The organism is Alcanivorax sp. HI0007 (assembly GCF_001635525.1).
Classification (GTDB): Bacteria; Pseudomonadota; Gammaproteobacteria; order Pseudomonadales; family Alcanivoracaceae; genus Alcanivorax.
This window is the reverse complement of sequence record NZ_LWEJ01000001.1, coordinates 1-25,223: the sequence shown is the minus strand read 5'-3', so window position 1 is coordinate 25,223 and position 25,223 is coordinate 1. Positions and strand designations below refer to the sequence as shown.

Annotated in this window: 17 protein-coding genes; 4 read left to right on the top strand and 13 right to left on the bottom strand. The window is 58.8% G+C overall.

Annotation, left to right across the window (positions count from 1 at the left end; translation table 11 throughout):
- Positions 1 to 124: 124 nt before the first annotated feature.
- Complete coding sequence (locus A3714_RS00085) at positions 125 to 583, top strand: PaaI family thioesterase (protein WP_063509090.1); 459 nt, start codon at positions 125 to 127, stop codon at positions 581 to 583.
- A 166-nt stretch (positions 584 to 749) separates the two neighbouring features.
- Here the strand turns inward: A3714_RS00085 and hemE are convergent, their stop codons facing one another.
- The 11 genes from hemE to A3714_RS00035 form a co-directional block, all read right to left on the bottom strand.
- Positions 750 to 1,811, bottom strand: a complete 1,062-nt coding sequence (gene hemE, locus A3714_RS00080; protein WP_062815713.1) for a uroporphyrinogen decarboxylase — start codon at positions 1,809 to 1,811, stop codon at positions 750 to 752.
- Positions 1,812 to 1,974: 163 nt separating this feature from the next.
- Positions 1,975 to 3,396 carry an FAD-dependent oxidoreductase gene (locus A3714_RS00075; RefSeq protein ID WP_062815712.1) on the bottom strand — a complete coding sequence of 474 codons (1,422 nt, stop codon included), beginning with the start codon at positions 3,394 to 3,396 and terminating at the stop codon, positions 1,975 to 1,977.
- Between the two features lie 11 nt (positions 3,397 to 3,407).
- A complete protein-coding gene (gene gltB / locus A3714_RS00070) occupies positions 3,408 to 7,871 on the bottom strand; it encodes a glutamate synthase large subunit (RefSeq protein WP_063509089.1) in 4,464 nt (1,487 codons plus the stop codon).
- 143 nt (positions 7,872 to 8,014) lie between these two features.
- Complete coding sequence (locus A3714_RS00065; protein WP_231866080.1) at positions 8,015 to 9,613, bottom strand: SPOR domain-containing protein; 1,599 nt, start codon at positions 9,611 to 9,613, stop codon at positions 8,015 to 8,017.
- On the bottom strand, positions 9,603 to 10,682 hold the full coding sequence (aroB, locus tag A3714_RS00060) for a 3-dehydroquinate synthase (RefSeq protein WP_062815709.1): 1,080 nt from the start codon (positions 10,680 to 10,682) through the stop codon (positions 9,603 to 9,605). The genes A3714_RS00065 and aroB overlap by 11 nt, the downstream gene beginning before the upstream one ends.
- Positions 10,683 to 10,825: 143 nt before the next feature.
- Positions 10,826 to 11,359: a shikimate kinase AroK gene (aroK, locus tag A3714_RS00055; protein WP_082844713.1), complete on the bottom strand. Its 534-nt coding sequence runs from the start codon at positions 11,357 to 11,359 to the stop codon at positions 10,826 to 10,828.
- The gene (gene pilQ, locus A3714_RS00050) at positions 11,356 to 13,563 is read right to left on the bottom strand and encodes a type IV pilus secretin PilQ (RefSeq protein ID WP_231866081.1); all 2,208 of its coding nucleotides are present in this window, start codon (positions 13,561 to 13,563) and stop codon (positions 11,356 to 11,358) included. Before pilQ ends, aroK begins: the two co-directional genes overlap by 4 nt.
- Positions 13,520 to 14,047, bottom strand: coding sequence for a pilus assembly protein PilP (locus A3714_RS17430; RefSeq protein WP_082850698.1), 528 nt, complete (start codon positions 14,045 to 14,047; stop codon positions 13,520 to 13,522). Before A3714_RS17430 ends, pilQ begins: the two co-directional genes overlap by 44 nt.
- 10 nt (positions 14,048 to 14,057) lie before the next feature.
- Complete coding sequence (locus A3714_RS00045) at positions 14,058 to 14,738, bottom strand: type 4a pilus biogenesis protein PilO (protein ID WP_156492997.1); 681 nt, start codon at positions 14,736 to 14,738, stop codon at positions 14,058 to 14,060.
- A complete protein-coding gene (locus A3714_RS00040; RefSeq protein WP_063508203.1) occupies positions 14,735 to 15,304 on the bottom strand; it encodes a PilN domain-containing protein in 570 nt (189 codons plus the stop codon). The genes A3714_RS00045 and A3714_RS00040 overlap by 4 nt, the downstream gene beginning before the upstream one ends.
- Positions 15,301 to 16,368 (bottom strand): pilus assembly protein PilM, encoded by a 1,068-nt coding sequence (locus tag A3714_RS00035; protein ID WP_063508202.1) that lies wholly within the window; start codon positions 16,366 to 16,368, stop codon positions 15,301 to 15,303. Before A3714_RS00035 ends, A3714_RS00040 begins: the two co-directional genes overlap by 4 nt.
- 198 nt (positions 16,369 to 16,566) lie before the next feature.
- On the opposite strand from A3714_RS00035, the gene A3714_RS00030 reads away from it, so the two are divergent.
- Positions 16,567 to 19,143 carry a penicillin-binding protein 1A gene (locus A3714_RS00030; protein ID WP_063508201.1) on the top strand — a complete coding sequence of 859 codons (2,577 nt, stop codon included), beginning with the start codon at positions 16,567 to 16,569 and terminating at the stop codon, positions 19,141 to 19,143.
- A 91-nt stretch (positions 19,144 to 19,234) separates the two neighbouring features.
- On the opposite strand, the gene A3714_RS00025 is transcribed toward A3714_RS00030, so the two are convergent.
- Both A3714_RS00025 and rpmE read right to left on the bottom strand, forming a co-directional pair.
- Complete coding sequence (locus A3714_RS00025) at positions 19,235 to 20,509, bottom strand: malic enzyme-like NAD(P)-binding protein (RefSeq protein WP_063508200.1); 1,275 nt, start codon at positions 20,507 to 20,509, stop codon at positions 19,235 to 19,237.
- A gap of 129 nt (positions 20,510 to 20,638) precedes the next feature.
- Entirely contained in the window at positions 20,639 to 20,857 is a 219-nt protein-coding gene (gene rpmE / locus A3714_RS00020) for a 50S ribosomal protein L31 (RefSeq protein ID WP_062815702.1), read from the bottom strand.
- 147 nt (positions 20,858 to 21,004) lie between these two features.
- Here rpmE and A3714_RS00015 point away from each other — a divergent pair, with 147 nt between their 5' ends.
- Positions 21,005 to 23,176, top strand: a complete 2,172-nt coding sequence (locus tag A3714_RS00015; protein WP_063508199.1) for a primosomal protein N' — start codon at positions 21,005 to 21,007, stop codon at positions 23,174 to 23,176.
- Positions 23,177 to 23,277: 101 nt separating this feature from the next.
- Positions 23,278 to 25,032, top strand: a complete 1,755-nt coding sequence (gene argS / locus A3714_RS00010; protein WP_063508198.1) for an arginine--tRNA ligase — start codon at positions 23,278 to 23,280, stop codon at positions 25,030 to 25,032.
- Positions 25,033 to 25,223 lie beyond the last annotated feature (191 nt).

Here is a 25,223-nt window from a genome sequence, read left to right as displayed (position 1 = left end):
TACCTCGTGCCTCGCCCACCGTATTTCGCTGCCCTGACCATTTCCTCCACCGCCATGATCAAAACGGCTTGCGGCAACCGCCGTTGCCTTTGCTAGCATTCTTCTCAACTGAAGGAGAAACAGCATGGCCCTTTCTGAAGAACAGAAAACCCTTATCAAAGCCGCCAGTGACAAGACCTTTCCGTTTGTGGAGCGCTGCGGGGTGAAAACCCTGGATGTGGAACGGGGCTACTGCAAAATGATGATGCCCCTTGAACCCAATCTTAATCATGTGGGCATCATGTATGCGGGCGCCCTCTACACCATCGCCGAATTGCCCGGCGGAGTGATCTACCTGACTTCCTTCGACACCAAACGCTTTTACCCCATCGTCAAGGACATGGCGATCCGCTTTCGTCGCCCGGCCACCACGGATATCACCGTGGAGATCACCCTGAGTGAAGAGGAAATTGCACGCATCGAAAGCACCACGGAAGAGGTGGGCAAGTGCGATTTCGAGTGGGACGTGGAATTGAAAGACGCCAATGGCGAGGTGGTTGCCATCTCACATAACGTGTATCAGATGCGCAAGATTGGCGCGTGACCCGATTTCCGGCGCCCCCCCCCCTGAGATCCTGGAGATACAACGCGCGCCCCCTGGGTGTCGGGACACGAGTTGAAAGAAGCGCAACGCAAGCTTGGCCTTGTCTTTCGAAACTTGCCTCCCGGAACCCGGGAATTCGCTTTGCAGCTCGTCGCTTACCGCCTTGTTATTTCCTGCTGAATTCCTGCACAGCGTCAATAAAGACGCCGGCGTGGGCCGGATCCACCTGCGGGGTAATACCGTGCCCCAGATTGAAAATATGGCCCGGGTGGTCACCAAAATCCTCAAGAATTCGCTTCACTTCCGCACGGATCGCATCCGGGGAAGCGTATAGCACCGCCGGGTCCATATTGCCCTGCAAGGCCACCTTGTGGCCGACACGACGACGGGCTTCACCGATGTTGATGGTCCAGTCCAGTCCCAGGGCATCACAGCCGCTCGCTGCCATGGATTCCAGCCACAGGCCGCCGTTCTTGGTAAACAGGATCACCGGCACCTTGCGGCCTTCGTGATCCCGGATCAGGCCGTCAACGATCTGCTGCATGTATTTCAGGGAAAACTGCTGGTAGGCCTCCGCGGACAGGGCGCCGCCCCAGGTGTCAAAGATCTGTACTGCCTGCGCACCATGACGAATCTGGGCGTTGAGATAGGAGGTCACCGACTGTGCCAGCTTGTCCAGCAGGGCGTGAGCCAACTCTGGCTGGCTGTAGACCATACCCTTGAGATGGCGAAAATCCTTGCTGGAGCCACCCTCGACCATATAGGTGGCCAGGGTCCAGGGACTGCCGGAAAAGCCGATCAGGGGAACCCGGCCATTGAGCGCGCCACGAATGGTACTCACCGCCTTCATCACATAACCCAGGTCGCTTTCCGCATCCGGGATTGGCAACGCCGCCACGTCTTCCTCTGTACGCACGACCTTGCGGAATTTCGGCCCTTCGCCGGTCTCGAAATACAGCCCCAAGCCCATGGCATCGGGGATGGTCAGGATATCCGAGAACAGAATCGCGGCATCCAGCGGGTACCGCTCCAGTGGCTGCAGGGTGACCTCGCAGGCCAGATCCGCGTTCTGGCACAGATCCATGAACGAGCCGGCATGCTCGCGACTGGCCCGGTATTCCGGCAAATAACGCCCGGCCTGGCGCATCATCCACACCGGTGTCTGATCAACGGGTTCACGGTTCAGAGCACGCAGAAAACGGTCGTTTTGGAGGGGTGCGAAAGTCATTATTGATCCTATCGGTCTGACATCGGACGCCTGACGCCGGTCGCCCTGAAACACATTACAGAACCCCGCACTTTACCCTATTCCGGGCTCTGTGCGCATAACAAAAAGGCCCGCAATGCGGGCCTTTTGCATCCGGCGTCAGACATCAGATGCCTGACCGGATTCATACATCCAGATAATCAAGAATACCCTTGGCCGCTTCGCGCCCTTCCCAGATGGCGGTCACCACCAGGTCGGAGCCGCGCACCATGTCGCCGCCGGCAAAGATCTTCTCATTGCTGGTCTGGAACGGGAATTCCTGCTCTTCCGCCGCCTGCACACGACCGGAATCGTCCGTAGCCACATTCTTGGGCTCGAACCAGTCCGCCGGACTGGGACGGAAACCGAAGGCCACAATCACCGCATCCGCCGGCAGAATTTCCTCACTGCCCGGAATTGGCTCGGGACGACGACGACCGTTGTTGTCCGGCTCGCCCAGCTTGGTTTCCACGACTTTCACGCCGGTGACCTTGCCGTCTTCTCCCACCACTTCGATGGGCTGACGGTTGAACAGGAACTGCACGCCTTCTTCCTTGGCGTTGGCCACTTCCTTACGGGAACCGGGCATATTCTCTTCGTCGCGGCGGTAGGCGCAGACCACGCTGTCCGCCTGCTGGCGAATGGAGGTGCGGTTGCAGTCCATGGCGGTATCACCACCCCCCAGCACCACAACACGCTTGCCTTTCATGTCGATGAAGTCGGCAGGATCTTTCTCGAAGCCCAGGTTGCGGTTGGCATTGGCCACCAGGAACGGCAACGCCTCATGCACACCCTCCAGGTCTTCACCGGGGAAACCGCCCTTCATGTAGGTATAGGTACCCATCCCCATGAAGACCGCATCGTAGTCAGCCAGCAGTTCATCAATGGTGATGTCCTTGCCCACTTCCACGCCCAGACGGAATTCCACGCCCATGCCTTCAAACACCTCACGGCGCTTGGCCATGACCGGTTTTTCCAGCTTGAACTCAGGTATACCAAAGGTCAGCAGACCGCCGATTTCCTCATAACGGTCGAAGACCACCGGCTTGACGCCACTGCGTACCAGCACGTCAGCACAGCCAATACCCGCGGGGCCGGCACCGATTACGGCGACCTTCTTGTCGGTCCATACCACCTTGGACATGTCCGGACGCCAGCCCATGGCCAGGGCGGTGTCGGTGATGTACTTCTCGGTGGCACCGATGGTGACCGCACCGAAACCGTCATTCAGGGTACAGGCCCCTTCACAGAGACGGTCCTGCGGGCAGACACGACCACAGACTTCCGGCAGGGAGTTGGTCTGGTGACTCAGCTCCACCGCTTCCATCAGGTTGCCTTCACTGATCAGCTTCAACCAGTTGGGAATGTAGTTGTGCACCGGGCACTTCCACTCACAGTACGGGTTGCCGCAGTGCAGGCAACGATGTGCCTGGTGCTCCACTTCCCGGGTTTCGAACGGGTAGTAGATTTCCTCGTACTTGTGCTTGCGGTCTTCAATGTCCTTTTTCTTCGGATCGTGCCGGGGCACGTCGAGAAACTGGAAGTTGTTGCTCAAACGTTCAGCCATGGTCTCCCCCGTTATGCCGGATTGGCACGCGTGCTCTTGAGCAGGTTTTCCAGGCTTGCGGCCTTGGGCTTAACCAGCCAGAACTTGCGGCTCATGGCATCAAAGTTATCCAGAATGTACTGGCCCCATTCGCTGCCGGTCTCTTGCACGTAATCGGAGATCACGCCCCGCAGGTGACTGCGGTGAGATTCGGTGGCTTCGGAGCTGATGCGATGCAGTTCGATCAGTTCCGGGTTGATGCGGTCGAAGAAGTCGTTGTCCTCGTCCAGTACAAAGGCGAAACCACCGGTCATGCCGGCACCGAAGTTATGTCCGGTGCGACCCAGCACGGTGATGGAACCGCCGGTCATGTACTCACAGCAGTGATCGCCGGCGCCTTCCACTACGGCGTGGGCGCCGGAGTTACGTACCCCGAAACGCTCACCGGCCGTCCCGGCCGCCAGCAACTTGCCGCCAGTCGCCCCGTACAGACAGGTGTTACCGATGATGGCGGTTTCCTGGCTCTTGAACGGGCTACCATTGGGCGGACGAATCACCAGCTTGCCGCCAGCCATGCCCTTGCCCACGTAATCGTTGGCATCACCTTCGATGTACATATGCAGGCCGCCGGCGTTGAACACACCGAAACTCTGACCCGCGGTACCGGTGAAACGCACCTTGATCGGCGCCGTTTCCATATCCAGGTTACCGTGACGCTTGGCAATCTCGCCGGACACCCGGGCCCCCACGGAGCGATCACAGTTGGTGATCTCATAGTGGAAGGAACCGCCGGATTTGCTGTCGATGGCGGTCAACATGTCTTCCACCATCTTCTGGTTCAGCAACGCCTTGTCGAACGGCTCGTTACGGCTGACCTGACAGTGGGTGGGCTTGTCCGCCGGCACCAGGTCGTTGCGCAGGATCGGGGTCAGATCCAGCTTGCCCTGACGCACGGTCTCGCCTTCCAGCACTTTCAGCAGGTCGGTACGACCGATCAGCTCGGGAATGCTTTTCACGCCCAGCAACGCCAGCAGCTCACGGACTTCCTTGGCCACAAAGGTGAAGTAGTTGATCAGCAGCTCGGGGGCACCAATGAAGTGCTCCTTGCGCAGATCGTCACGCTGGGTGGCCACACCGGTGGCGCAGTTGTTCAGGTGGCAGATACGCAGGTACTTACAACCCAGCACCACCATGGGCACGGTGCCGAAACCGAAGGACTCGGCACCCAGGATGGCCGCCTTGATCACGTCCAGACCGGTCTTCAGGCCACCATCGGTCTGCAACCGGATCTTGTCACGCAGGTCGTTGCCACGCAGGGCCTGATGGGCTTCCGCCAGACCCAGCTCCCAGGGAGAGCCCGCATAGCGGATGGAAGTCAGCGGGCTGGCCGCGGTACCGCCATCGTAGCCGGAAATGGTGATCAGGTCCGCGTAGGCCTTGGCCACACCGGAGGCCACGGTCCCCACGCCAGGCTCGGACACCAGCTTCACGGACACCTGGGCATCCGGGTTGACCTGCTTGAGGTCGAAGATCAGCTGGGCCAGATCCTCAATGGAATAGATATCGTGGTGCGGCGGCGGCGAGATCAGGGTCACGCCGGGCACGGAGTGACGCAGACGCGCGATCAGCGCATTCACCTTGCCGCCGGGCAGCTGGCCGCCCTCGCCGGGCTTGGCGCCCTGGGCCACCTTGATCTGCAGCACTTCCGCGTTGACCAGGTAATGCGGGGTCACGCCGAAACGACCAGAGGCGATCTGCTTGATCTTGGATACACGCTCGGTGCCGTAACGGGCCGGGTCTTCGCCGCCCTCACCGGAGTTTGAACGACCGCCCAGACGATTCATGGCGGTGGCGATGGCCTCGTGGGCCTCCGGGCTCAGGGCGCCGAGGGACATACCCGCGGAATCGAAGCGCAGCAGGATGTTCTCCAGCGGCTCCACCTCTTCCACGTCGATGGCGTCCACATCATCACGCAGAGCAAAGAGATCCCGCAAGGTGGCCACCGGGCGCTTGTTCACCAGCTCGGCGTATTCCTTGTAGGCATCGTAGTCACCGTCCTGGGTGGCCCGGTGCAGAGCGTAGATCACGTCCGGATTGAAGGCGTGATATTCCTTGCCGTGGATGTACTTGAGAATACCGCCGGCATCAATGGGCTTGCGCTGTTTCCAGGCGTCCTTGGCCAGGTTCTGCTGGTCCGCCTCGAAATCCTCGAAGCTGGCACCCTGGATACGGCTGGGCACACCCCGGAAGCACAGATCCACCACATCACTGGCGATACCCACGGCTTCAAACAGCTGGGCACCCCGGTAGGAGGTGATGGTGGAAATCCCCATCTTGGAGAGGATCTTCATCAGGCCCTTGTTGATGCCTTTGCGGAAATTCTTCTGCAGTTCCACCGCATCACCGAGCAGCTCGCCGGAACGCACCATGTCGGAGATCACGTCGTAGGCCAGATACGGGTAGACGGCGGTGGCGCCGAAACCAAACAGCACCGCGAAGTGATGGGAATCACGGGCGGTGGCGGTTTCCACGATGATATTGGCGTCGGAGCGCAGCCCTTTTTCGGTCAGGGAATGGTGCACCGCGCCGGTAGCCATCAAGGCGTGGATGGTCAGCTTGTCCTGGACAATACCGTGATCGGTAAGCACCAGGATCACCTTGCCATCGCGGACCGCCTGGGCAGCCTGTTCGCAAAGGTTTTCCACCGCCTTGCGCAGACCAATCTGCGGATCGTAATGCAGGCTCAGCTTGGCCACATCGTATCCGGGACGATCGATCTTCATCAGGTTGGTGAACTTGGAATGGGACAGCACCGGCGTGGACAAAATCGCCCGGTCGGCATGGTCCGCCGTTTCCTCGAACACGTTCCGTTCGGCACCCACACAGGTTTCCAGGCTCATCACGATCGCTTCGCGCAGCGGATCGATGGGCGGGTTGGTCACCTGGGCAAACTGCTGCCGGAAGTAGTCATACAGGGAACGCTCACGGCGTGACAGCACCGCCATGGGCGTGTCATCGCCCATGGAACCGGTGGCTTCCTGGCCGGATTCGGCCAGAGGGCGCAGCACCTGATCGCGCTCTTCGAAGCTGATCTGGAAGAATTTCTGATAGCTCAGCAGGTCCTGCTGATCCACCTCGTCGGTACGCTCCACTTCGTGGTCGTAGTCCGCTTCGATGCGCAGGGCATTGCCTTTCAGCCAGTCCCGGTAGGGGTGACGCACCTTGAGACGGTTGTCGATGTCCTTGGTGTGCAGTACCTCGCCGGTTTCGGTATCCACGGCCAGGATCTGGCCCGGTCCGACCCGGCCCTTGGCCACCACGTCTTCCGGCTTGTAGCCGTAAACGCCGATTTCCGAAGCCAGGGTAATAAAACCGTTCTTGGTCACTACCCAGCGAGCCGGGCGCAAACCATTACGATCAAGCATACAGACCGCATAACGGCCATCGGTCATCACCAGGCCGGCAGGACCGTCCCAGGGCTCCATGTGCATGGAGTTATATTCGTAGAAGGCACGCAGATCCGAATCCATGGTTTCCACGTTCTGCCAGGCCGGCGGGATCATCATGCGCACGGCGCGGAACAGATCCATACCCCCAGCCAGCAACACTTCCAGCATGTTGTCCATGCTGGAGGAGTCGGAACCGGTACGGTTGACCAGCGGGCTGAGCTCTTCCAGGCCGGGCAGCAGTTCGTTTTCGAACTTGTTTTCCCGGGCCAGCGCCCAGTTACGGTTACCCTGCACGGTGTTGATCTCACCGTTGTGGGCCAGGTAACGGAACGGCTGGGCCAGCGGCCACTGCGGCAGGGTGTTGGTGGAAAAGCGCTGATGGAACACCACAATGGCGGTTTCCATGGCGCTGTCACCCAGGTCCGGGAAGAACGCCGGCAGATCCACCGGCATCATCAGACCCTTATAGGAGATCACCGAGGCCGACAGGGAGCAGACGTAGAAGTAACCATCGTTCTCGATGGCCTTTTCCGCGTGGCGGCGGGCAAAGAACAGGCGGCGGTTGAGCTCCTGCTCGGTGTTGCCGTCGGCCGCCACCAGCACCTGCCAGAAGCCGGGCAGGGAAGCACGGGCCAGGTCACCGAGACAGGCGTCGTCAGTGGGCACTTCCCGCCAGCCCAGCACCTGCACATCCTGGGCTTCCAGCGCGGCATTGATAGCCGCTTTCTGGGCGTCAGCCTGGGCCGCGTCCGGGTGGGTGAATACCATCCCCACGCCGTAGTTTTCCGGCAAGGTAATGGACTGGGCCTCCGCAACCTTGCGGAAGAAAGAATCGGGTTTCTTGAGCAACAGACCGCAGCCATCACCGGTTTTTCCGTCGGCATTAATGCCGCCCCGGTGAGTCATACATGTCAGTGCTTCGATGGCCGTTTGCAAAAGCTCGTGGCTGGCGTTGCCCTCCATATGGGCAATCAGACCAAAACCACAGTTGTCCCGGAATTCTCCGGGCTCAGTGAGCCCCCGCACCAGCGTTGAGTTCTGCTGCATCAAAACCTTTCCTCTTGAAATTCAGAGACTTACAGAAGGCGAATGGCGTCAGGATAGTGGTGACGGCAAAAAAGGGATATGCATTCTACACATTGCGCCCTTGGGCGACAAATTGAACAGTCACCCAAAGGCCATTTTTGTTTTCAGAGCTCGCTGCGAATGTCGGCCATCTTGCGGGGAAAAGGCCCCGCTGAGCGCAACTTTGCAGGCAACGTCGACTTTGCATCCAGGGCAGCCTGACGGCTGGAATAGTCCCCTGAGAGCACCAGATAGACGGATTTCCCGTTCCGCTCAGCCCGATAATAGGCCCCTTTGCGCTCCAGCTGATCCAGCACCCCACGCGCGCTGGCCTCCTGACTGGTGACCGTAATCTGCAGAAACCAGCGGCTGTCGTCCAAGGTCGCCAGCCAGTCTTCCCGCTGATAGCCCAGTTCCGCATCCAGCCCGCTGAGGGCCGGCTCACTGGCAGGCACCGTATCCGGCTGATCAGGCTCTTGCGCAGACACCGGCTGCGTTTCTGGCCCCTGCGCAGGCTCAGATTCCTGAGCTGCCGGCCCCTGTGTCACTGCCACCTCAGGCTCCTCACGAGCAGGGGCGGATTGCATGACCGGGTCCGTCACCGGCGTCAGGGACACATTGGCCGCTTCCTCATTGGCTTCCGGCTCGGACTCTGGTGACTGACGTTCCGGCAGATCCTCCAATCTCGCCACCGGCTCCATGGAAGAGGCCAACGGACGTGTGGGCGCATCGTCTGCGCCACTGGCATCAGCATCTGCCGTGGCGGGCTGCTCGGGCACCGGCAAGGCAAGCTCACGAGATTGCCCCTGGCCCTCGCCGTCATCATTGCCACCTGAGAAAACCGACCAGACGATCGCCACCACAACGAGCAGGCCAACAGCCGCTGCCACATGACGCCATGGCGGCGTCACCGCGGCGCGACGATCCTGCCCCTCTTCCGGACTGTCCCGGTCATCAAACTCCGTATCGTCTTCATCCTCGACGTCCACTGCCGATGAGGAAAAGGACAGCTCTTCCTGGGAATCGTCATCCGCCGGGCGGGACGCGAAGGCAGCAGCAGGCTCGACACCGGCTTCTTCTTCACGAGAGGCGGACATCATCATTGGCGCCCCCGCATCCTGGCTGCGCAGCAGCTCCAAAAGGCGGGCGATATTGCCATCACTGTCATGGCGCAAACGGTCAGCCTCGTCCGCCTCCAACTCGATTCCGAGCACGAACCAGGCAAAATCCTGAATGTCATCAGCAACCAGGGAAGGCAGATCGAGCACATCATCCAGCGCCAGATCCGCGCCCTTGAGTTTTTCCACCGTGCCCGGCAGCCCCCCGAACACATACCCCAGGCGGGCGCCCAGCTTCTGCTTCAAGGCAGCCATGGTAGCGACAGCGTCGTCCTGCAGATCCTCACTGTTGTCGACCACCACCAGGATGCGGCCGTCGGCCAGAGCCTCGCGAAGCTTGTCAGGGAGTGCTGCCCTGTCGATATCGAAATGCCGCAGCAAAGCCTCAATGACCACGTTGGCATTGTGCTCCGCCGCGCCGTCGATCCGCACAATTTCCATGTCGCCGAGCAACGCCATCACCGTATGGCCAAGCAACGTAGAGACACCGCTACCGCTATCGCCTTCCAGCGCCACCACGGAACCCAGTCCGGCATGGGCGGTCAGCGCATCCAGATAATCGCCACGGGAAGCACCACTGAAAAAACGGTCGTCATCATGTTCCACAAAAAGCCTCCAGTGTCTGGCGTAATGCCCCAGCATCATAGTCTGCCGTGACCACAGCCTCGCCCAGCTGTCGCAGCAACACAAGACGAAGCTGGCCGTTTTGTACTTTCTTGTCCAGCGACATCAGATCCATGAACTGATCCGGCGTCATCCCGGCAGGCGTTGCCACCGGCAACTGCCATTGTGCCAGCACATCGGCCAGCCCGGCCTCCAAACCCGCGTCTACCCAGCCCAGCCTGACCGACATATTCACTGCCATGAGCATGCCGACCGCGACTGCCTCTCCGTGCAACCACTGACTGTAACCCGTGGCCGTCTCAATGGCGTGACCAAAGGTATGGCCCAGATTGAGCAAGGCACGGTTCCCCTGCTCGGTTTCATCATCAGCCACCACCTGGGCCTTGTTATCGCAACTGCGATAGATCGCTTCAGACAATGCCTCTGTGTCTCTGGACAACAGCTTTTCGTTGTTGGTTTCCAGCCAATGGTAAAAATCCGGGTCGCGAATCAGGCCATACTTGATCACTTCCGCATAGCCAGCGGCCAGCTCACGCTGCGGCAGGGAGGCCAGAACATCCGTGTCGATCAACACCAGGCGCGGCTGGTGAAACGCACCAATCATGTTCTTTCCACGGGGATGATTGACGGCGGTCTTGCCACCAACAGACGAATCCACCTGGGCAAGCAACGTCGTCGGCACCTGAATAAAGTCCACCCCACGCTGATAACAGGCGGCAGCGAACCCCACCATATCGCCAATCACGCCGCCGCCGAGAGCAACAAGCGTGGTCGTGCGCGAGTGGCGCTTGGCCATCAACGCATCGAAAATGCTTTCCAGCGTTTCCAGCGTCTTGAACGCCTCACCATCCGGCAGGACCAGGGTATCGCACTGACATCCCGAAAAATGCCGGGTCAGTCGCTCCAGATACAGAGGGGCAATGGTCTCGTTGGTAACGACCATCACCTGATTGCCGCGCACCTGCTCGGCAAGAGGGAAGGTGTCGAGCAAGCCGGCACCGATATGAATCGGGTAACTACGCTCGGCCAGGGCCACCTGAAGTGTTCGCATTGGATCTCCGACAGACATTTGGGTGGTAGGCGATGGCAAGAGAGAAGCATCGGCGACGGCCAGACAAAGCGATGCGCCACATCGCCGACGGCCACTCAGTCAGCACCGTTCATTCGATGCAACAATCGCCAGCCAAGGCCATATTATCCTTGTCGGTGAGACGCCAAACAAGCCAGCACGTCATCCGCCACCTTTTTCAGGTTACCGGAGGCCGTAGACACCAGGTGATGGGACACCTGTCGATAAAGAGGATCCCGCTCGGCGAACAGCGCTTCAAGTCTGGCGCGCGGGTCTGCGGTTTGCAGGAGGGGGCGATTCTTGTCGTTTCGGGTGCGGGCAAGCTGAACGTCAACAGGGGTCCACAGATAGACCACACAGCCGCGCTCATGGAGCATATCCCTGTTCGCTGGCGTCACCACAACGCCACCCCCAGTCGCCAACACAATACCATCCTGGCGAGTCAGCTCATCAATAGCCTCTTGCTCGCGACGGCGAAAACCGGCCTCGCCTTCCATATCGAAGATCCACGGGATATCCGCCCCCGTCTTCTCCTCAATAACCCGATCAGAATCGAAGAAAGGATAGTCCAGTATCTGGGAAAGGTGGCGCCCCAGGGTGCTTTTCCCAGCACCCATGGGGCCAACCAGTATTAGAGAGGGGTTAGTCGTCTTGGTCACCGATTTGCCAACGCATCCTTCATCAGGCGGGGAGTGATGAAGATCAGGAGCTCTTGCTTGTCGTCGATTTTCGTGGTCTTTCTGAACAACGTCCCGATCCAGGGCAAATCCCCGAGGAAAGGAGTCTTCGACAGGGACTCCCTTTTCTCCTGCTGAAATATACCACCAAGTACGACGGTTTCACCATCAGTTACAAGAACGGATGTCTCAACTCGGTTCGTATCCACAACCGGGGTTTCTGCTACAAACCCACTGATCGCATCATTGAACACTTTGAGAGTCATAATAATGTTGCCGTCTGGCGTAATATGAGGGGTCACCTCCAGACGGAGCTCCGCATCAATAAACTCTACAGCCGTTGCACCTGAGGAAGTCGCGGTTTCATAGGGCACCCTCTGACCTGCTGCAATAATCGCGGGCTGCTGGTCTGCAGTCAGAACCTTTGGTGTGGCCACAAGCTCGCCATGCCCTTCCGCCTCTAACGCAGACAACTCAAGCTCAATCAAGCCTGATGCCAAAGAGGTGAACCCAACAGCAAAACGAGATGCCTCGCTGGAATCGACCCCCAAATCAACGATCAGATCATTGTTGGTATCGACATTAAATTCCTCAACCTCCCCTAGCGAACCATCATCGTCACGATCAATATTGGCATAATGAAGCTGACGAAGACTCGTTAATCGCCCCGAAAACATGGCTGTTTCGCCCTCATTGGCCAATTGAGAGCCATCGTAGCCCAGCCCCCCCCAGCGTACACCAAACTCCTTGGATACGTCGTTTGAAGCGACCACCACCCGCGCCTCAATTAATACCTGCTGAACAGCGACATCCAATTGCTCAATCAAGTCTCCAATATTATTGAGCCTCTCCTGAGTGTCTTGGATGATCAATGTATTCGTACGCTTGTCGACAACCACTGAGCCTCGATCACTAAGCAAGGAGCCCACTTCTTCACCAGCACCGCTGATCAGGGTCTTCAGTTCCGCCGCACTCGCATAATTAACATTCACATATTGTGTACGAAGGGGAGCCAGAGAGGCCATCTGCTTCTGACTTTCCAGCTCCAGCTGTTCACGGGCAGCAATCTCATCGGCAGGCGCCACCAACAACACATTGCCTACTTTTCGCTTATCCAGCCCCTTGGTTTTGAGAATCAGCTCAAGGGCTTGATCCCAGGGAACATTCTGCAAACGCAGTGTAATCCTTCCATCCACCGTATCAGAAGCCACCAGATTGAGCCCCGTGAAATCGGCAATCAACTGCAGGACCGACCTAACTTCGATATCCTGAAAGTTCAAAGACAGCTTCTCTCCAGTATACTCAAACGCATCCTGGCTTTTTTTAGCCGCCACATCTTTTGAAACAGGCTTAACATTGATACTGAACAGCTCATCCGCCTGATAAGCCAGATATTCCCAAGAGCCTGAGGACTGAATTTCAATTGTTGCTCCACCATCAACAGCCATTGTCTCAACAAGCTTTACCGGCGTAGCAAAGTCGACAACGTCCAGCTTTCTTATGAGTTCATCCGGCACACTGGCACCGACAAAACGGGCAATAATTTTATCTCCGCTCTCCTGGACATCTACAGGAATGGATGCCTGTGAGAGCTTAACAAGGACACGACCCTCACCGTCCTCTCCGCGACGAAAATCAACCCCGGAAATCGCAGCCTCACCCCCAGCAACAACGTCAGAAGCAATTCCAGCGCCCGCCTGACCACCAGGAACACTATCCCCAATCAGGACGACCACGGTATCACCATCCACCTTTGTTGAGTACGCAGCCAGAGAATCCAGATTAAAAATCAAGCGCGTACGGTCTTTGGCCTCAACAACCGTAACGCTACGAACATTGCCTGCCCCCATATCCTGGCGCTTTTTATCAACCGCACTATCAGCACCGATCAAATCAAGCGCTATACGAGCAGGCTTTTCAATGCCATAGCCTTTGACCTCTGGAACCCCTCCATCAAACTTCAGGCGAACTTCGAGACTATCGCCAGATAAAGCATTTGCTTCTACCGACTTGAGGGTCCCAGCTTTTGCCAATGAGAAACTTCCGAGAAGAAGAGCCGAAAGCAAAAACCCCGCCACACGCCGGGAGATGCCATTTTTTGTTTTAAAGTCTATATTTTTCATCATTGATCCCCAGCGATCATTATTCAGCGATAGAGACGGAGTTGGCGCGCTCAACCCAGCCATCCCGACCATCCGGAACGATTTCCACAAGCCGGACTTGAGTTTCACTAACAGCCTGCACTTTACCGAAGTTTTTCCCTATATAGCTTCCTGGCTGAACTCGCGTCACTGCCCCACCAGGATCCGCAATCAACGCTTGAAGGGCTCCTCCTGGACGCGAAATTGTGCCAACCATGCTCAATGAATCCAAAGAAAAGCGCTCCAGGTATTCTTTTGGTCGACCCATATCCGGTTCAACTTTTCTTCCATCAGGGATGTAAGCCCCTGACTGGTCAACAGGCTTACTAAATGGTGATCGCAATTTGTGCGCACTATAAGCATAGGTTGCGATCGGCTTGAACTCTGGCGGAGGCTCGATTCTCCCTCTGGGCCGAGCCTTGATCTCTTCAAGCCGAGACTCCAGACCTGACAAACCTGTACCACCACTACATCCAGAAAGCCCCAAAAGAGCCAATAATCCGACACTCAATACAATTAACTTACGCATACCCCACCTATTATTTTTTGCCTGCGGGGGAATTCTGGATTACCCCCCCATCATTATTGGAATAGCGATAAGTTTTCGCTGTGACATCCAGCCTGAGAAGCCCAAGAGAGCCCAACTCTTTATCTTTGGAGTCTTTACCAGGGACAGAAATGGAAAAGTCATGCAAGGTGACAATTCTAGGTAACGCAGAAACACCAGAAACGAAAGCCCCAAACGAGTGATAATCACCGATAGCCGTAATCTTAATCGGCAGTTCTGCGTAGAATTCTTGCTCTACTTCATCTTCCAGTTTTATCTCTTCGAACTCTAAGCCGCTACCCAGACCCGTATGCGTCACATCTTCAAGAAGACCAGGCACCTCTGTCTCCTTGGGCAATTGTTTTAGCAGCGCACCGAATGTCTGCTCCATTTCTGCAAGCTGCGAACGAAACTGGTCCAAATTATGAGCCTCGAATGCTTTTTTCTCATAACTCTTAAGCAGTGAGGTTTCTTCGGATCGATGCTGTTCTAAAAGCTGGTTCGCATCAGCGATGAAAAAGAAATACCCCAACCCCAGAACGACCAAAAGCACGATTACTGCCACACCAAATTTAACAGGTGCCGGCCAGCCTCCCACATTTTCAAAATCCAGGGAATTGAGTTGATCCAGCAACTCCCTCAGATCCATATCTTTCAGCTCAGAGGTTTTCATTGTTTTTCTTCCTCTTTGTTGCTGTTTGGAGAGTCCTGCAAGACAGTCAGGACAAAATTATTTGTCCCTGACTGGTTTTCTTGAGCCACTACACTTTGCAATGTTGCCTGCTTGAACCAGGCCGACTCATCAAAATTTCTCATCAACCGGGAAATCCGGTTATTACTTTCCGCCACCCCTTCGATCGTAAACACCCCATTTTTACGTTCGACTCGATTGTAATGGACGCCATCGGGCAGGGTTTTGACCAACTGATCAAAAACATAAACAATTGTAGGCCTGTTCCCTTGCAAACTCTGGATCACCTCCATTCGGGCTACCAGCTCCTCTCGCCGGGACTTCAGCTCTTTGATTTCGCTGATTTTCTCATCCAGCTCTGCTGATTTTGTCTGGATAAAACTATTGCGCGCGAGTTGATCTGAGATTTGCTGATCTACATAGCCTTTCCACAACCAAAAAATGAGTGCGCCTGCGATTGCAGCCAGCACCAGCAACATGATGAACTCTTGCTGCTGCTGTTTGCGGCGCTCTTCGCGCCAAGGCAACAGGTTAATTGTTGTTGTCATTGCTCAAAGCTCCTCAATGCCAAACCGCATGCGATCATCAATGCCGGCGCGTCATTGGCAATAGCAGAAGCCCCCACCTTGTTTGCCAGCGCCATATCATTAAACGGGTTGGCCACGGAACAGCTGGCGCCCACTCGCTCTTGAATCAAGTCTGCCAGGTCCTGGATTGACGCTGAGCCCCCGGCCAGCAGGATATAGTCCACCTCATTGAACTGGGTGGAGCCATAGAAAAATTGCAGGGACCGATTGACCTGCTGAACCACAGCATCCTTGAAGGGCTGCAGCACTTCCGCTTCATAATCATCCGGCAGCTCGCCGGTTTTTTTGGCAAGCCCGGCCTCTTCCATGGAAATACCGTAGCGGCGCTGAATTTCTTCGGTCAGCTGCTTGCCCCCGAACAGTTGCTCGCGGGTGTAGACGCTGCGACCCTGATGGAAAACGTTCAAGGTCGTCATGGTGGCACCGATATCGAAGACAGCGACGGTCTCCAGTTCCTCGGCGTTAGGCAGTCCCGGCAACACCAGCTGGAAAGCCCGCTCCATCGCGTAGGCTTCCACATCGACGGCCTTGGCCTGCAAACCGCCAATTTCCAGAGCATCGGTCCGCATTTCCACGTTTTCTGTCCTGGAGGCGGCAACGAGAACTTCCACACGCTCATCATTACCTTCAACAGGCCCCATGACCTGGAAGTCCATGCGGACCTCGTCCAGCGGGAAGGGAATATACTGGTCTGCTTCCACCTTCAGCTGGCTCTCCATCTCGTCTTCGCTGAGAGAGGCATCCATTTCAATCAGTTTGGTGATCACGGCAGAGCCGGACACTGCCACCGCCGCGGTTTTCACCCCGGGACGGGCGCGGCTGACCAGACGGGCAATCGCATCCCCGACGCCCTCCACGTCACTGATGTTTTTTTCGACAACCGCATTGGCAGGCAAGGGCTCAACCCCATAGCTCTCTACCTTGTAGCGGTTCCCCGATTTGGACAGCTCTAGCAGCTTCACCGCCGTGGAGCTGATGTCGATCCCCAGGAGTGTCTGGGCCTTTTTTCTGAGGAAAGGCAGCACTGTTGTCGTCCCGTCTGGTTATTATTAAAGTGTTTTTTCTTGATAAAGATACACTTACAGGTTTTTTATGTCGAATCACTTTAGGTCTAGTAATAGCAGAACAGATATTAGATCACAACAACCTTTCCACCATATAATGACCCACTTCACGGGCCCACTAGGCCTTTCTACCGATCCCAGCCAGTAGTTGCCGAAAACATGCGCTTACCCACCTGGACCCGATACCTGCTCCTTCTCCTGATTGCCGGCGCCGGTGGCGGGTTATCCATTCTGGCCGCCAGCTATCTGTATCTGGCTCCACAGCTCCCCCCAGCCAGCCAGATCCGCGAAGTGGAATACCAGATTCCACTGCGTATTTACAGCAACGATATAAAACTTATTGCTGAATACGGGGAAAAGCGCCGACAACCGGTATCCTTCGACGAATTGCCGGAAACCCTGGTCCAGGCGGTGCTGGCCGCAGAGGATGAACGCTTTTTCAGGCACAACGGGGTCGACCTGAAAGGCCTGGTGCGGGCCGCGGTGGAATTGGCACGCTATCGGGAAATCCGCTCCGGCGGCTCCACCATCACCATGCAGGTGGCGCGTAACTTCTTCCTCAGCCGTGACCAGCGCTTCCTGCGCAAATTCAACGAAATCGTGCTGGCCATCCAGATTGAGCGGGTCCTCAGCAAGGAAGAGATTCTCGAGCTGTACCTGAACAAGATCTATCTCGGCCACCGGGCCTATGGGGCAGAAGCCGCCGCCCAGGTGTACTACGGCAAATCCGTCGGCGAACTCAATATCGCCCAACAGGCCATGATTGCCGGCCTGCCAAAGGCTCCTTCCGCTTACAACCCGATCACCAACCCGGAGCGGGCCAGAATAAGACGTAACTGGATTCTGTTCCGTATGGAAGAAACCGGGGCGTTGACTCGCGAAGAACGCGAAATTGCCCAGTCCGAGCCCGTCAGTGCCCGCTTCCATGCCGCCCAGCCTGAAGTGGATGCTGCCTATGTGGGCGAAATGGTACGCCTGCAGGCCGCCAGGCTGGTGGAGCAGGACATTTTCACCGACGGCATTCGCATCATTACCACCATCGACAGCAAACGGCAGACCGCGGCTGTCCAGGCGCTGCGAGCCGGCCTTCACAGCTATGACGAGCGCCATGGTTATCGCGGGCCGCTGGCACAACGGGACGTGAGCGCAGCGCCGACACTGCCAGCCATCAGCGCTTCCGACAATGAGCAGCCCCCTGCGGAGGAGAGCGAACTGCCCGCACAGGCAGAAAAAGCGGAAATCGAGAAAACCATTACCGGACTGGACCCCAGCGTGGCCCACTGGGTTGCCATGATCCGCGACCAGCAACGTATCGGCCCGCTGCAACCGGTCATCGTTACCCGAGTGGGAGAAGAGGATGCCGACATCCTTTTCCGTGACGGCAAACGCGCCCGGCTTGTCTGGGAGGACATCCGCTGGGCTCGCCCGCAGCTCAACAACAAGTATGTGGGAGAAGAACCCAAGACCGCCGGCGATGTGCTAACCCGTGGCGATATTATTCGCGTTCGCCCCGTGGGCCCGGAGGAAAGCCGCCGCTGGCGCCTGGCCCAGCTCCCCGCTGCACAGTCGGCACTGGTCTCGCTGGACCCGTCCAATGGCGCTGTGGTCGCCATGCAGGGCGGCTACAGCTTTGCTGCCTCCAACTTCAACCGGGCGGTACAGAGCGAGCGGCAGGCCGGCTCCGTGTTCAAACCCTTTATCTATACCTCGGCCATGGAAAACGGCTTCACCCCCGCCTCCATCATCAACGATGCGCCGGTGGTGTTCGATGACGACAAACTGGAAACCGCCTGGCGTCCCACCGGAGCCAGCGGCAAGTTCTACGGCCCCACCCGCATGCGCGAAGCCCTGTATCGCTCGCTGAACCTGGTCTCCATTCGCATTCTGCGCCAGATCGGCATCAGCCAGGCCATGAACACCCTGAAACGCTTCGGCCTTCCTGCAGAAGGCTTCCAGCGCGACCTGTCCCTGGCACTGGGCAGTGCCAGCGTCACCCCGATGGATATCGCCACTGCCTACAGCGTTTTTGCCAACGGTGGTTACCGGGTCACCCCCTGGGCCATTCAACGTATCGAGAACGCCGATGGCGACATCCTCTGGCAGGCACCGGAAGTGATACTCTGCGAACCTCCCTGCCTGCCCCCCCTGGCGCTGACAGACGACAATATCGAACCTGCCTCCCCGGAGGACTCCAGCCCGGACAGCGAGGACAGCACCGACGAGCCAGTGGTGACAACACAGCCTGACCCGGTCATGGCCCCCCGGGTACTGGATCCCCGTATTGCCTGGTTAATGGACTCCATGCTGCAGGACGTCATCCGCGCAGGGACCGGCAGCAAGGCAAGGGCTCTGGGCCGCGATGACCTGGCCGGCAAGACCGGCACCACCAACGACCAGGTGGACGCCTGGTTCTCCGGTTATTCCCCGGATCTGGTCGCCACCGTCTGGGTCGGTTTCGACAACCCGGCCAATCTGGGTTGGGGCGAATATGGCGGCAAGGCAGCCCTGCCAATCTGGATCGACTACATGGGCCCGGCACTGGAAGGCATTCCTGAACGGCAACTGGAGCAGCCCTCCGGCATCGCCACCGTACGCATCGACCCGGACAGTGGTCTGCTGGCGCGCCCGGACAACCCCAATGCCATCCGCGAATACTTTATTGAGGATCAGGTGCCCGAGCTGGAGCCCCAGCGCGGCCCGGGTGGTGGCACCAGTGCCCCCGAGCAAATTTTCTGAACGGCCCGCGATAGCGCCGGGCATTGCCTGGCGCCTGACCAGCCATAAAAAAACCGCCTTCCGGCGGTTTTTTTATGGCTGACTGCTTCTCCTACAACTCGGGAAAAATCTCATCCAGCGAGTTCAATGGATAGTGGGAAGGGTACCCCTTGCGAGCCACACCACAATCCACTGCCGCACGGGCGACTGCGGAGGATACCCGCCCCAGAAGACGCGGGTCATTGGGTTTGGGAATAATGTAGTCGGCACCGAAGGTCAGCGGCTCCCCACCATAGGCATCCAGCACTTCTTGAGGCGGCGCCTCTCGCACCAGCTCGGCAATGGCATGCACTGCGGCGATCTTCATTTCCTCGGTGATCGAGGTGGAACGCACATCCAGCGCCCCCCGGAACATGTACGGGAAACACAGCACATTGTTCACCTGGTTGGGGAAATCAGAACGCCCGGTAGCTACAATCGCATCCGGGCGAGCCGCCTTGGCCACCTCCGGACGGATCTCCGGATCCGGGTTGGCCAGCGCAAAGATGATCGGCTTGGGCGCCATCTTCTTGACCATTTCCGGTGTCAGCATGTCCGGTCCGGACACACCGATAAACACATCCGCATCTTCCACCGCATCGTTGAGAGTGCGTTTGTCAGTATCGTTGGCCAGTGCCGCCTTGTACTGGTTGAGATCATCGCGACGACTGTGAATCACGCCCTTGCGATCCAGCACCAGGATATTTTCCTTGCGCGCGCCCATCTCGATCAGCAGCCGCACCGATGCCACGCCTGCGGCACCGGCACCCACACAGACCACCTTGATGTCTTCGATATGCTTTTTCTGAATTTCCAGCGCATTGATCAGACCCGCACCCACCACAATGGCGGTACCGTGCTGATCATCGTGGAACACCGGCACATCGCACTGTTCTTTGAGGATGCGTTCGATCTCGAAACACTCCGGCGCCCGGATATCTTCCAGGTTAATGCCGCCAAAGGTGCGATGGATGCGCACCACCGTGTCGATAAAGGCCTGGGAGTCTTCCGCGTCCACTTCGATATCAAACACATCGATACCGGCAAACAGCTTGAACAGAATCCCCTTGCCTTCCATCACCGGCTTGGACGCCAGGGCACCCAGGTTGCCAAGACCGAGAATGGCCGTGCCATCACTGATCACAGCTACCAGATTGCCCTTGGCAGTAAAACGGTAGGCCAGCTCCGGCTCGCGGGCGATCTCACGCACCGGCTCCGCCACGCCCGGACTGTAGGCCAGGCTCAGGTCACGGCTGGTTGCCGCCGGCTTGGTCACCTCAACGCTGATTTTCCCTGGCCGCGGTTTGGCGTGGTATTCCAGGGCCGCCGTTCTCAAATCCTCAGACATGCTGGTCTCCGCTGGTCCCTAAGTCGGGCTAAACTGTCAGGCTAAACACTGTGTACGCAAGGTCTTAAAGCAAAAAGCACCCCGCAGGGTGCTTTTCAAAGGCTACATAAACTGCGGTGAAGACGCCGTTCAGTCCTTCTTGCTGCGCATCATGCCGAAACGCTGCTTGAACTTGTCGATCTGACCACCGCTGTCGGCCTGCTTCTGCTTGCCAGTATAGAAAGGATGGCAAGAAGAACAAACGTCCAAAGCCATGTCACCACCACGGGTGGAACGGCTTTCGATAACATTACCGCAGCTACAGGTATAGGTCGCTGCCTGGTATTCGGGATGAATCTCTGGTTTCATTGCTGAGCTCCAATCTGTGTCGCTACCTGCCTCTACGACAGGCACCACACGGCTTGCGTCTGGGAAAAAGAAGGCGAATCATAACAGCTTGGCCCCAATCCGCAAGCGCTGAGCGCGTCTCAGACGCTTCAGGCTTCAGGAAATCCCGTGTCAGCCAAGAAAACCCTGCAAATTGCCCTGCCGGTGCCGTTACCGGGCTGCTTCGACTATCTGTACCCGGGAACCACTCCGCCAGCGCGTGGCTCACGGGTGCAGGTCCCTTTCGGTCGACGCACCCTGGTGGGCCTGGTTCACGGCCACGGTCTCAGCGATCACCCGAAACTGAAAGCCATCCAGCGGATACTGGACGACACCCCGGTCCTGCCGGAGGAACTCTACCGGCTATGCGAACGGGCGGCCCGCTACTACCACCACCCACTGGGCGAAGTGCTCAGCTATGCCCTGCCGGCCCTGCTGCGCCAGGGCAACGATGCCGAGGCCAGCCAGGAAAAACGCTGGCAAATTACCGAACGCGGGCAGCATGTCAGTGACGACCAGCTCAGCCGCGCCCCGCGACAGCGCCAGGCCCTGCACACCCTGCGCGACCACCCCAAAGGCCTGAGCAGCGCCATGCTGGCGGCCCTGGATGTACCCGCCGCCGCCCTGGCCAGTCTGCGTGACAAGGGCTGGGCGGAACAGGTAACACAGGAGGACAGTGCGCCCCCCAGGGACATTCTTGCCCAGGCGCCACTGGCCGCCAACGCGGAGCAGCGCAAGGCGATCCGCGCTCTGGAGGAGGCCCGGGGCTTCTCCCCCTTCCTCCTTGATGGCGTTACCGGCAGCGGCAAGACCGAAGTCTACCTGCAGGCCATGACTGCGCATCTGGCCGCCGGCAAACAGGTACTGGTGCTGATTCCGGAAATCGGCCTGACGCCCCAGACCGTACAGCGTTTCCGCCAGCGCTTCGCCGTGCCGGTGGCGACCCTGCACTCCGGGCTCACCGACCGGGAACGTCTGGACAACTGGCTGGCCGCCCGTGACGGCAAGGCACGCATCATCATCGGCACCCGCTCCGCCATCTTTACACCGCTGGCCGCCCCGGGGCTGATCATCGTCGACGAAGCCCACGACGCCTCCCTGAAACAGCAGGACGGCTTTCGCTTTCACGCCCGCGACCTGGCCACCTGGCGGGCCCAGCAACTGGATATTCCCGTGGTGCTGGGCAGTGCCACCCCGGCCCTGGAAACCCTGCAACTGGCCCGGGATGAACGCTTCCAGTGGCTGAAACTGTCCCATCGCGCCACGGACCAGGGGCGCCCGCCCATCGAAATCCTCGACGGCACCCTGGCCGCCCCCGGCCAGCCACTGCTCCCCCAGTCCCTGCAAGCGATCAAGCACTGCGTGGAGCAGGGCAACCAGGCGCTGGTCTTTATCAACCGGCGCGGTTACGCCCCCATGATTCTCTGTCAGGATTGCGGCTGGCAGGCGGATTGCCGCCGCTGCGACAGCACACTGACCTGGCATCGCAGCGAGGGCAGCCTGCGTTGCCATCACTGTGGCTACCAGCAACGGGTCCCCCCGCGCTGTCCGGAATGCGGCTCCAGCGCCATCCACGAAGCCGGTTGCGGCACAGAAAAAATCACTGAACTACTGGAGCAGTCACAACAGGCCCCGGTGATTCGCATCGACCGGGACGCCACCCGTCGCAAGGGCAGCCTGGACGCCCACCTTGCCACCATCCAGCAGGGCAAACCGGCGGTTATGGTGGGGACCCAGATGCTGGCCAAGGGTCACCACTTTCCGAATCTCACCCTGGTGGTCATTCTTGAAATGGATGCAGGGTTCCTCAGCGCTGACTTTCGCGGTCCGGAACAGGCCGCGCAATTGATGCTGCAGGTGGCCGGACGAAGCGGCCGGGAAGGCAAAGGCCGGGTTTTATTGCAAACCCGCCACCCGGATCATCCGCTCCTGCAACTGGCTGCCAGCGGCGACTATGCGGCCCTGGCCAGTGCCCTGCTGGAAGAGCGGAAGATGGCCGGCCTGCCCCCCTTTGGCCACCTGGCCCTGTTCCGTTGCGAAGCCATGAGCATGGGCAAGGCCATGGAATTTCTGCAACAGCTGGCCGGTATACCGCTACCCCCGGACGTCCATCTGCTGGGGCCGGTACCGGCGCCCATGGAAAGGCGCGCCGGGCGCTATCGCACCCAGATGTTGCTGCAGTGTGCTCAGCGCGCCCCCCTGCATCAGGCCATCAGTGTGCTGCTGGAACAGGCGCGCACCCTGCCCGCCGGCCGCCAGTGTCGCTGGCATCTGGATGTGGATCCGATCGATATGCTGTAAGACGGCGCCGGACCTGACGTCCGGCGCATGCGCCAGCGGGCCTTTTCCCGTACAATCGCCGCCCACCAGAACGGCCCCGATGCCCTCCACCAAAGAATGTCATGAAAGAACGCCTGATAACCCTGATCGACAACGCCCTGGACACCCTGATAGCCGAAGGGACTCTGCCCGCCGAGGCCAAACGCCCGGCGCAGATCGACCGTACCAAGGACAAGAGCCACGGCGACTTCGCCACCAATATCGCCCTGATGCTGGCTAAACCCGCCGGCATGAAGCCTCGCGATCTGGCGGAAAAACTGATCGCGGCCCTGCCTGCCGACAACGCCGTGGCCAAGGTGGAAATCGCCGGACCCGGCTTCATCAACTTCTTCCAGGCCGATGACTGGCTTACCGGCCTGCTGGATCAGGCCCTGGCCGACGAGCATCTGGGCGTGGCCCGTCCGGCGCAGGCACAGACCGTGGTGGTGGACTATTCCTCCCCCAACCTGGCCAAGGAAATGCACGTGGGGCACCTGCGCTCCTCCATCATCGGCGATGCCGTGGTGCGCACCCTGGAATTCCTTGGCCACAAGGTGGTTCGCCAGAACCATGTGGGCGACTGGGGCACCCAGTTCGGCATGCTGCTGGCCTACCTGGAAGAACAGAAAAGCGAAGAAAGCGACACCGAGCTGTCCCGTGAGCTGGGCGACCTGGAAGGCTTCTACCGCGCCGCCAAGCAACGTTTTGACGAATCCGACGCCTTTGCCACCCGAGCTCGAAGCCTGGTGGTAAAACTGCAGGCTGGCGACGAAGACTGCCTGGCCCTGTGGCGGGAATTCAACAGCGTGTCCCTGAGCCACTGCCAGGCCGTCTATGACCGCCTGGGCGTCAGCCTCACCCCGGCGGACGTGCGCGGCGAGAGCGCCTACAACGATGACCTGGCCCAGGTGGTCAGTGACCTGGACGCCAAAGGCCTGCTCAGCGAAGATCAGGGTGCCCAGTGCGTGTTCATGGACGAATTCAAGAACAAGGAAGGCGCCCCGCTCCCGGTGATCGTGAAAAAAGCCGACGGCGGTTATCTCTACGCCACCACCGACCTGGCTGCCCTGCGCTACCGGGCCGGCACCCTGCATGCCGACCGCATGCTCTACTTCGTGGACCAGCGCCAGGCCCTGCATTTCCAGCAGATATTCAGCCTGGCCAAACGGGCCGGCTTTGTCCCGGAAAACACCGAGCTGGAACACATGGGCTTCGGCACCATGAACGGCCCGGACGGTCGCCCGTTCAAGACCCGCGACGGCGGCACCGTCAAACTGATCGACCTGCTTGATGAAGCCGAACAGCGGGCCTACGCCCTGGTCCGCGACAAGAACCCGGAACTGGACGACCAGGCCCTGCGCACCATTGCCCATGCCGTTGGCATTGGCGCGGTGAAATACGCGGATCTGTCCAAGAACCGCAGCAGCGACTACATTTTCAATTTCGAGCAGATGCTCAGTTTCGAAGGCAACACCGCCCCCTATCTGCTCTATGCCTACACCCGGGTGGCCAGCGTATTCCGCAAGGCGGGCCTGGACATGGGAGACGTCAACGGCGACTTCCTGCTTCAGGAAGAGGCGGAACAGGCCCTAGCCGCCCGTCTGGTGCAATTCGGGGAAGTGCTGGAAAGCGTGGCCGAAAAGGGTCTGCCCCACCTGCTGTGCACCTATCTGTATGACGTGGCCGGTCTGTTTTCCACATTTTACGAGCATTGCCCGATCCTCTCCGGCGACAATGAGGCCCTGAAGCAGAGCCGCCTGAAACTGGCCGCCCTCACAGCCCGCACCCTGAAACAGGGCATGGAACTGCTGGGCCTGAGCCCGCTCGAACGGATGTAGCCGAGAACCACAGGACACCCCATGGCAAAGAACACCAACAAACGAGGGGCCAGCCGCGGCCCGGTACGCAAGAAGACCCATCGCCAGGTCCCGGGCTGGGTGTGGCTGTTCACGGGTCTGATGGTCGGTCTGTTCGTGGCCTTCCTGTTTCACCTGGGCAAGACCCAGATGGAGCAAGGCGGCAACGGCAA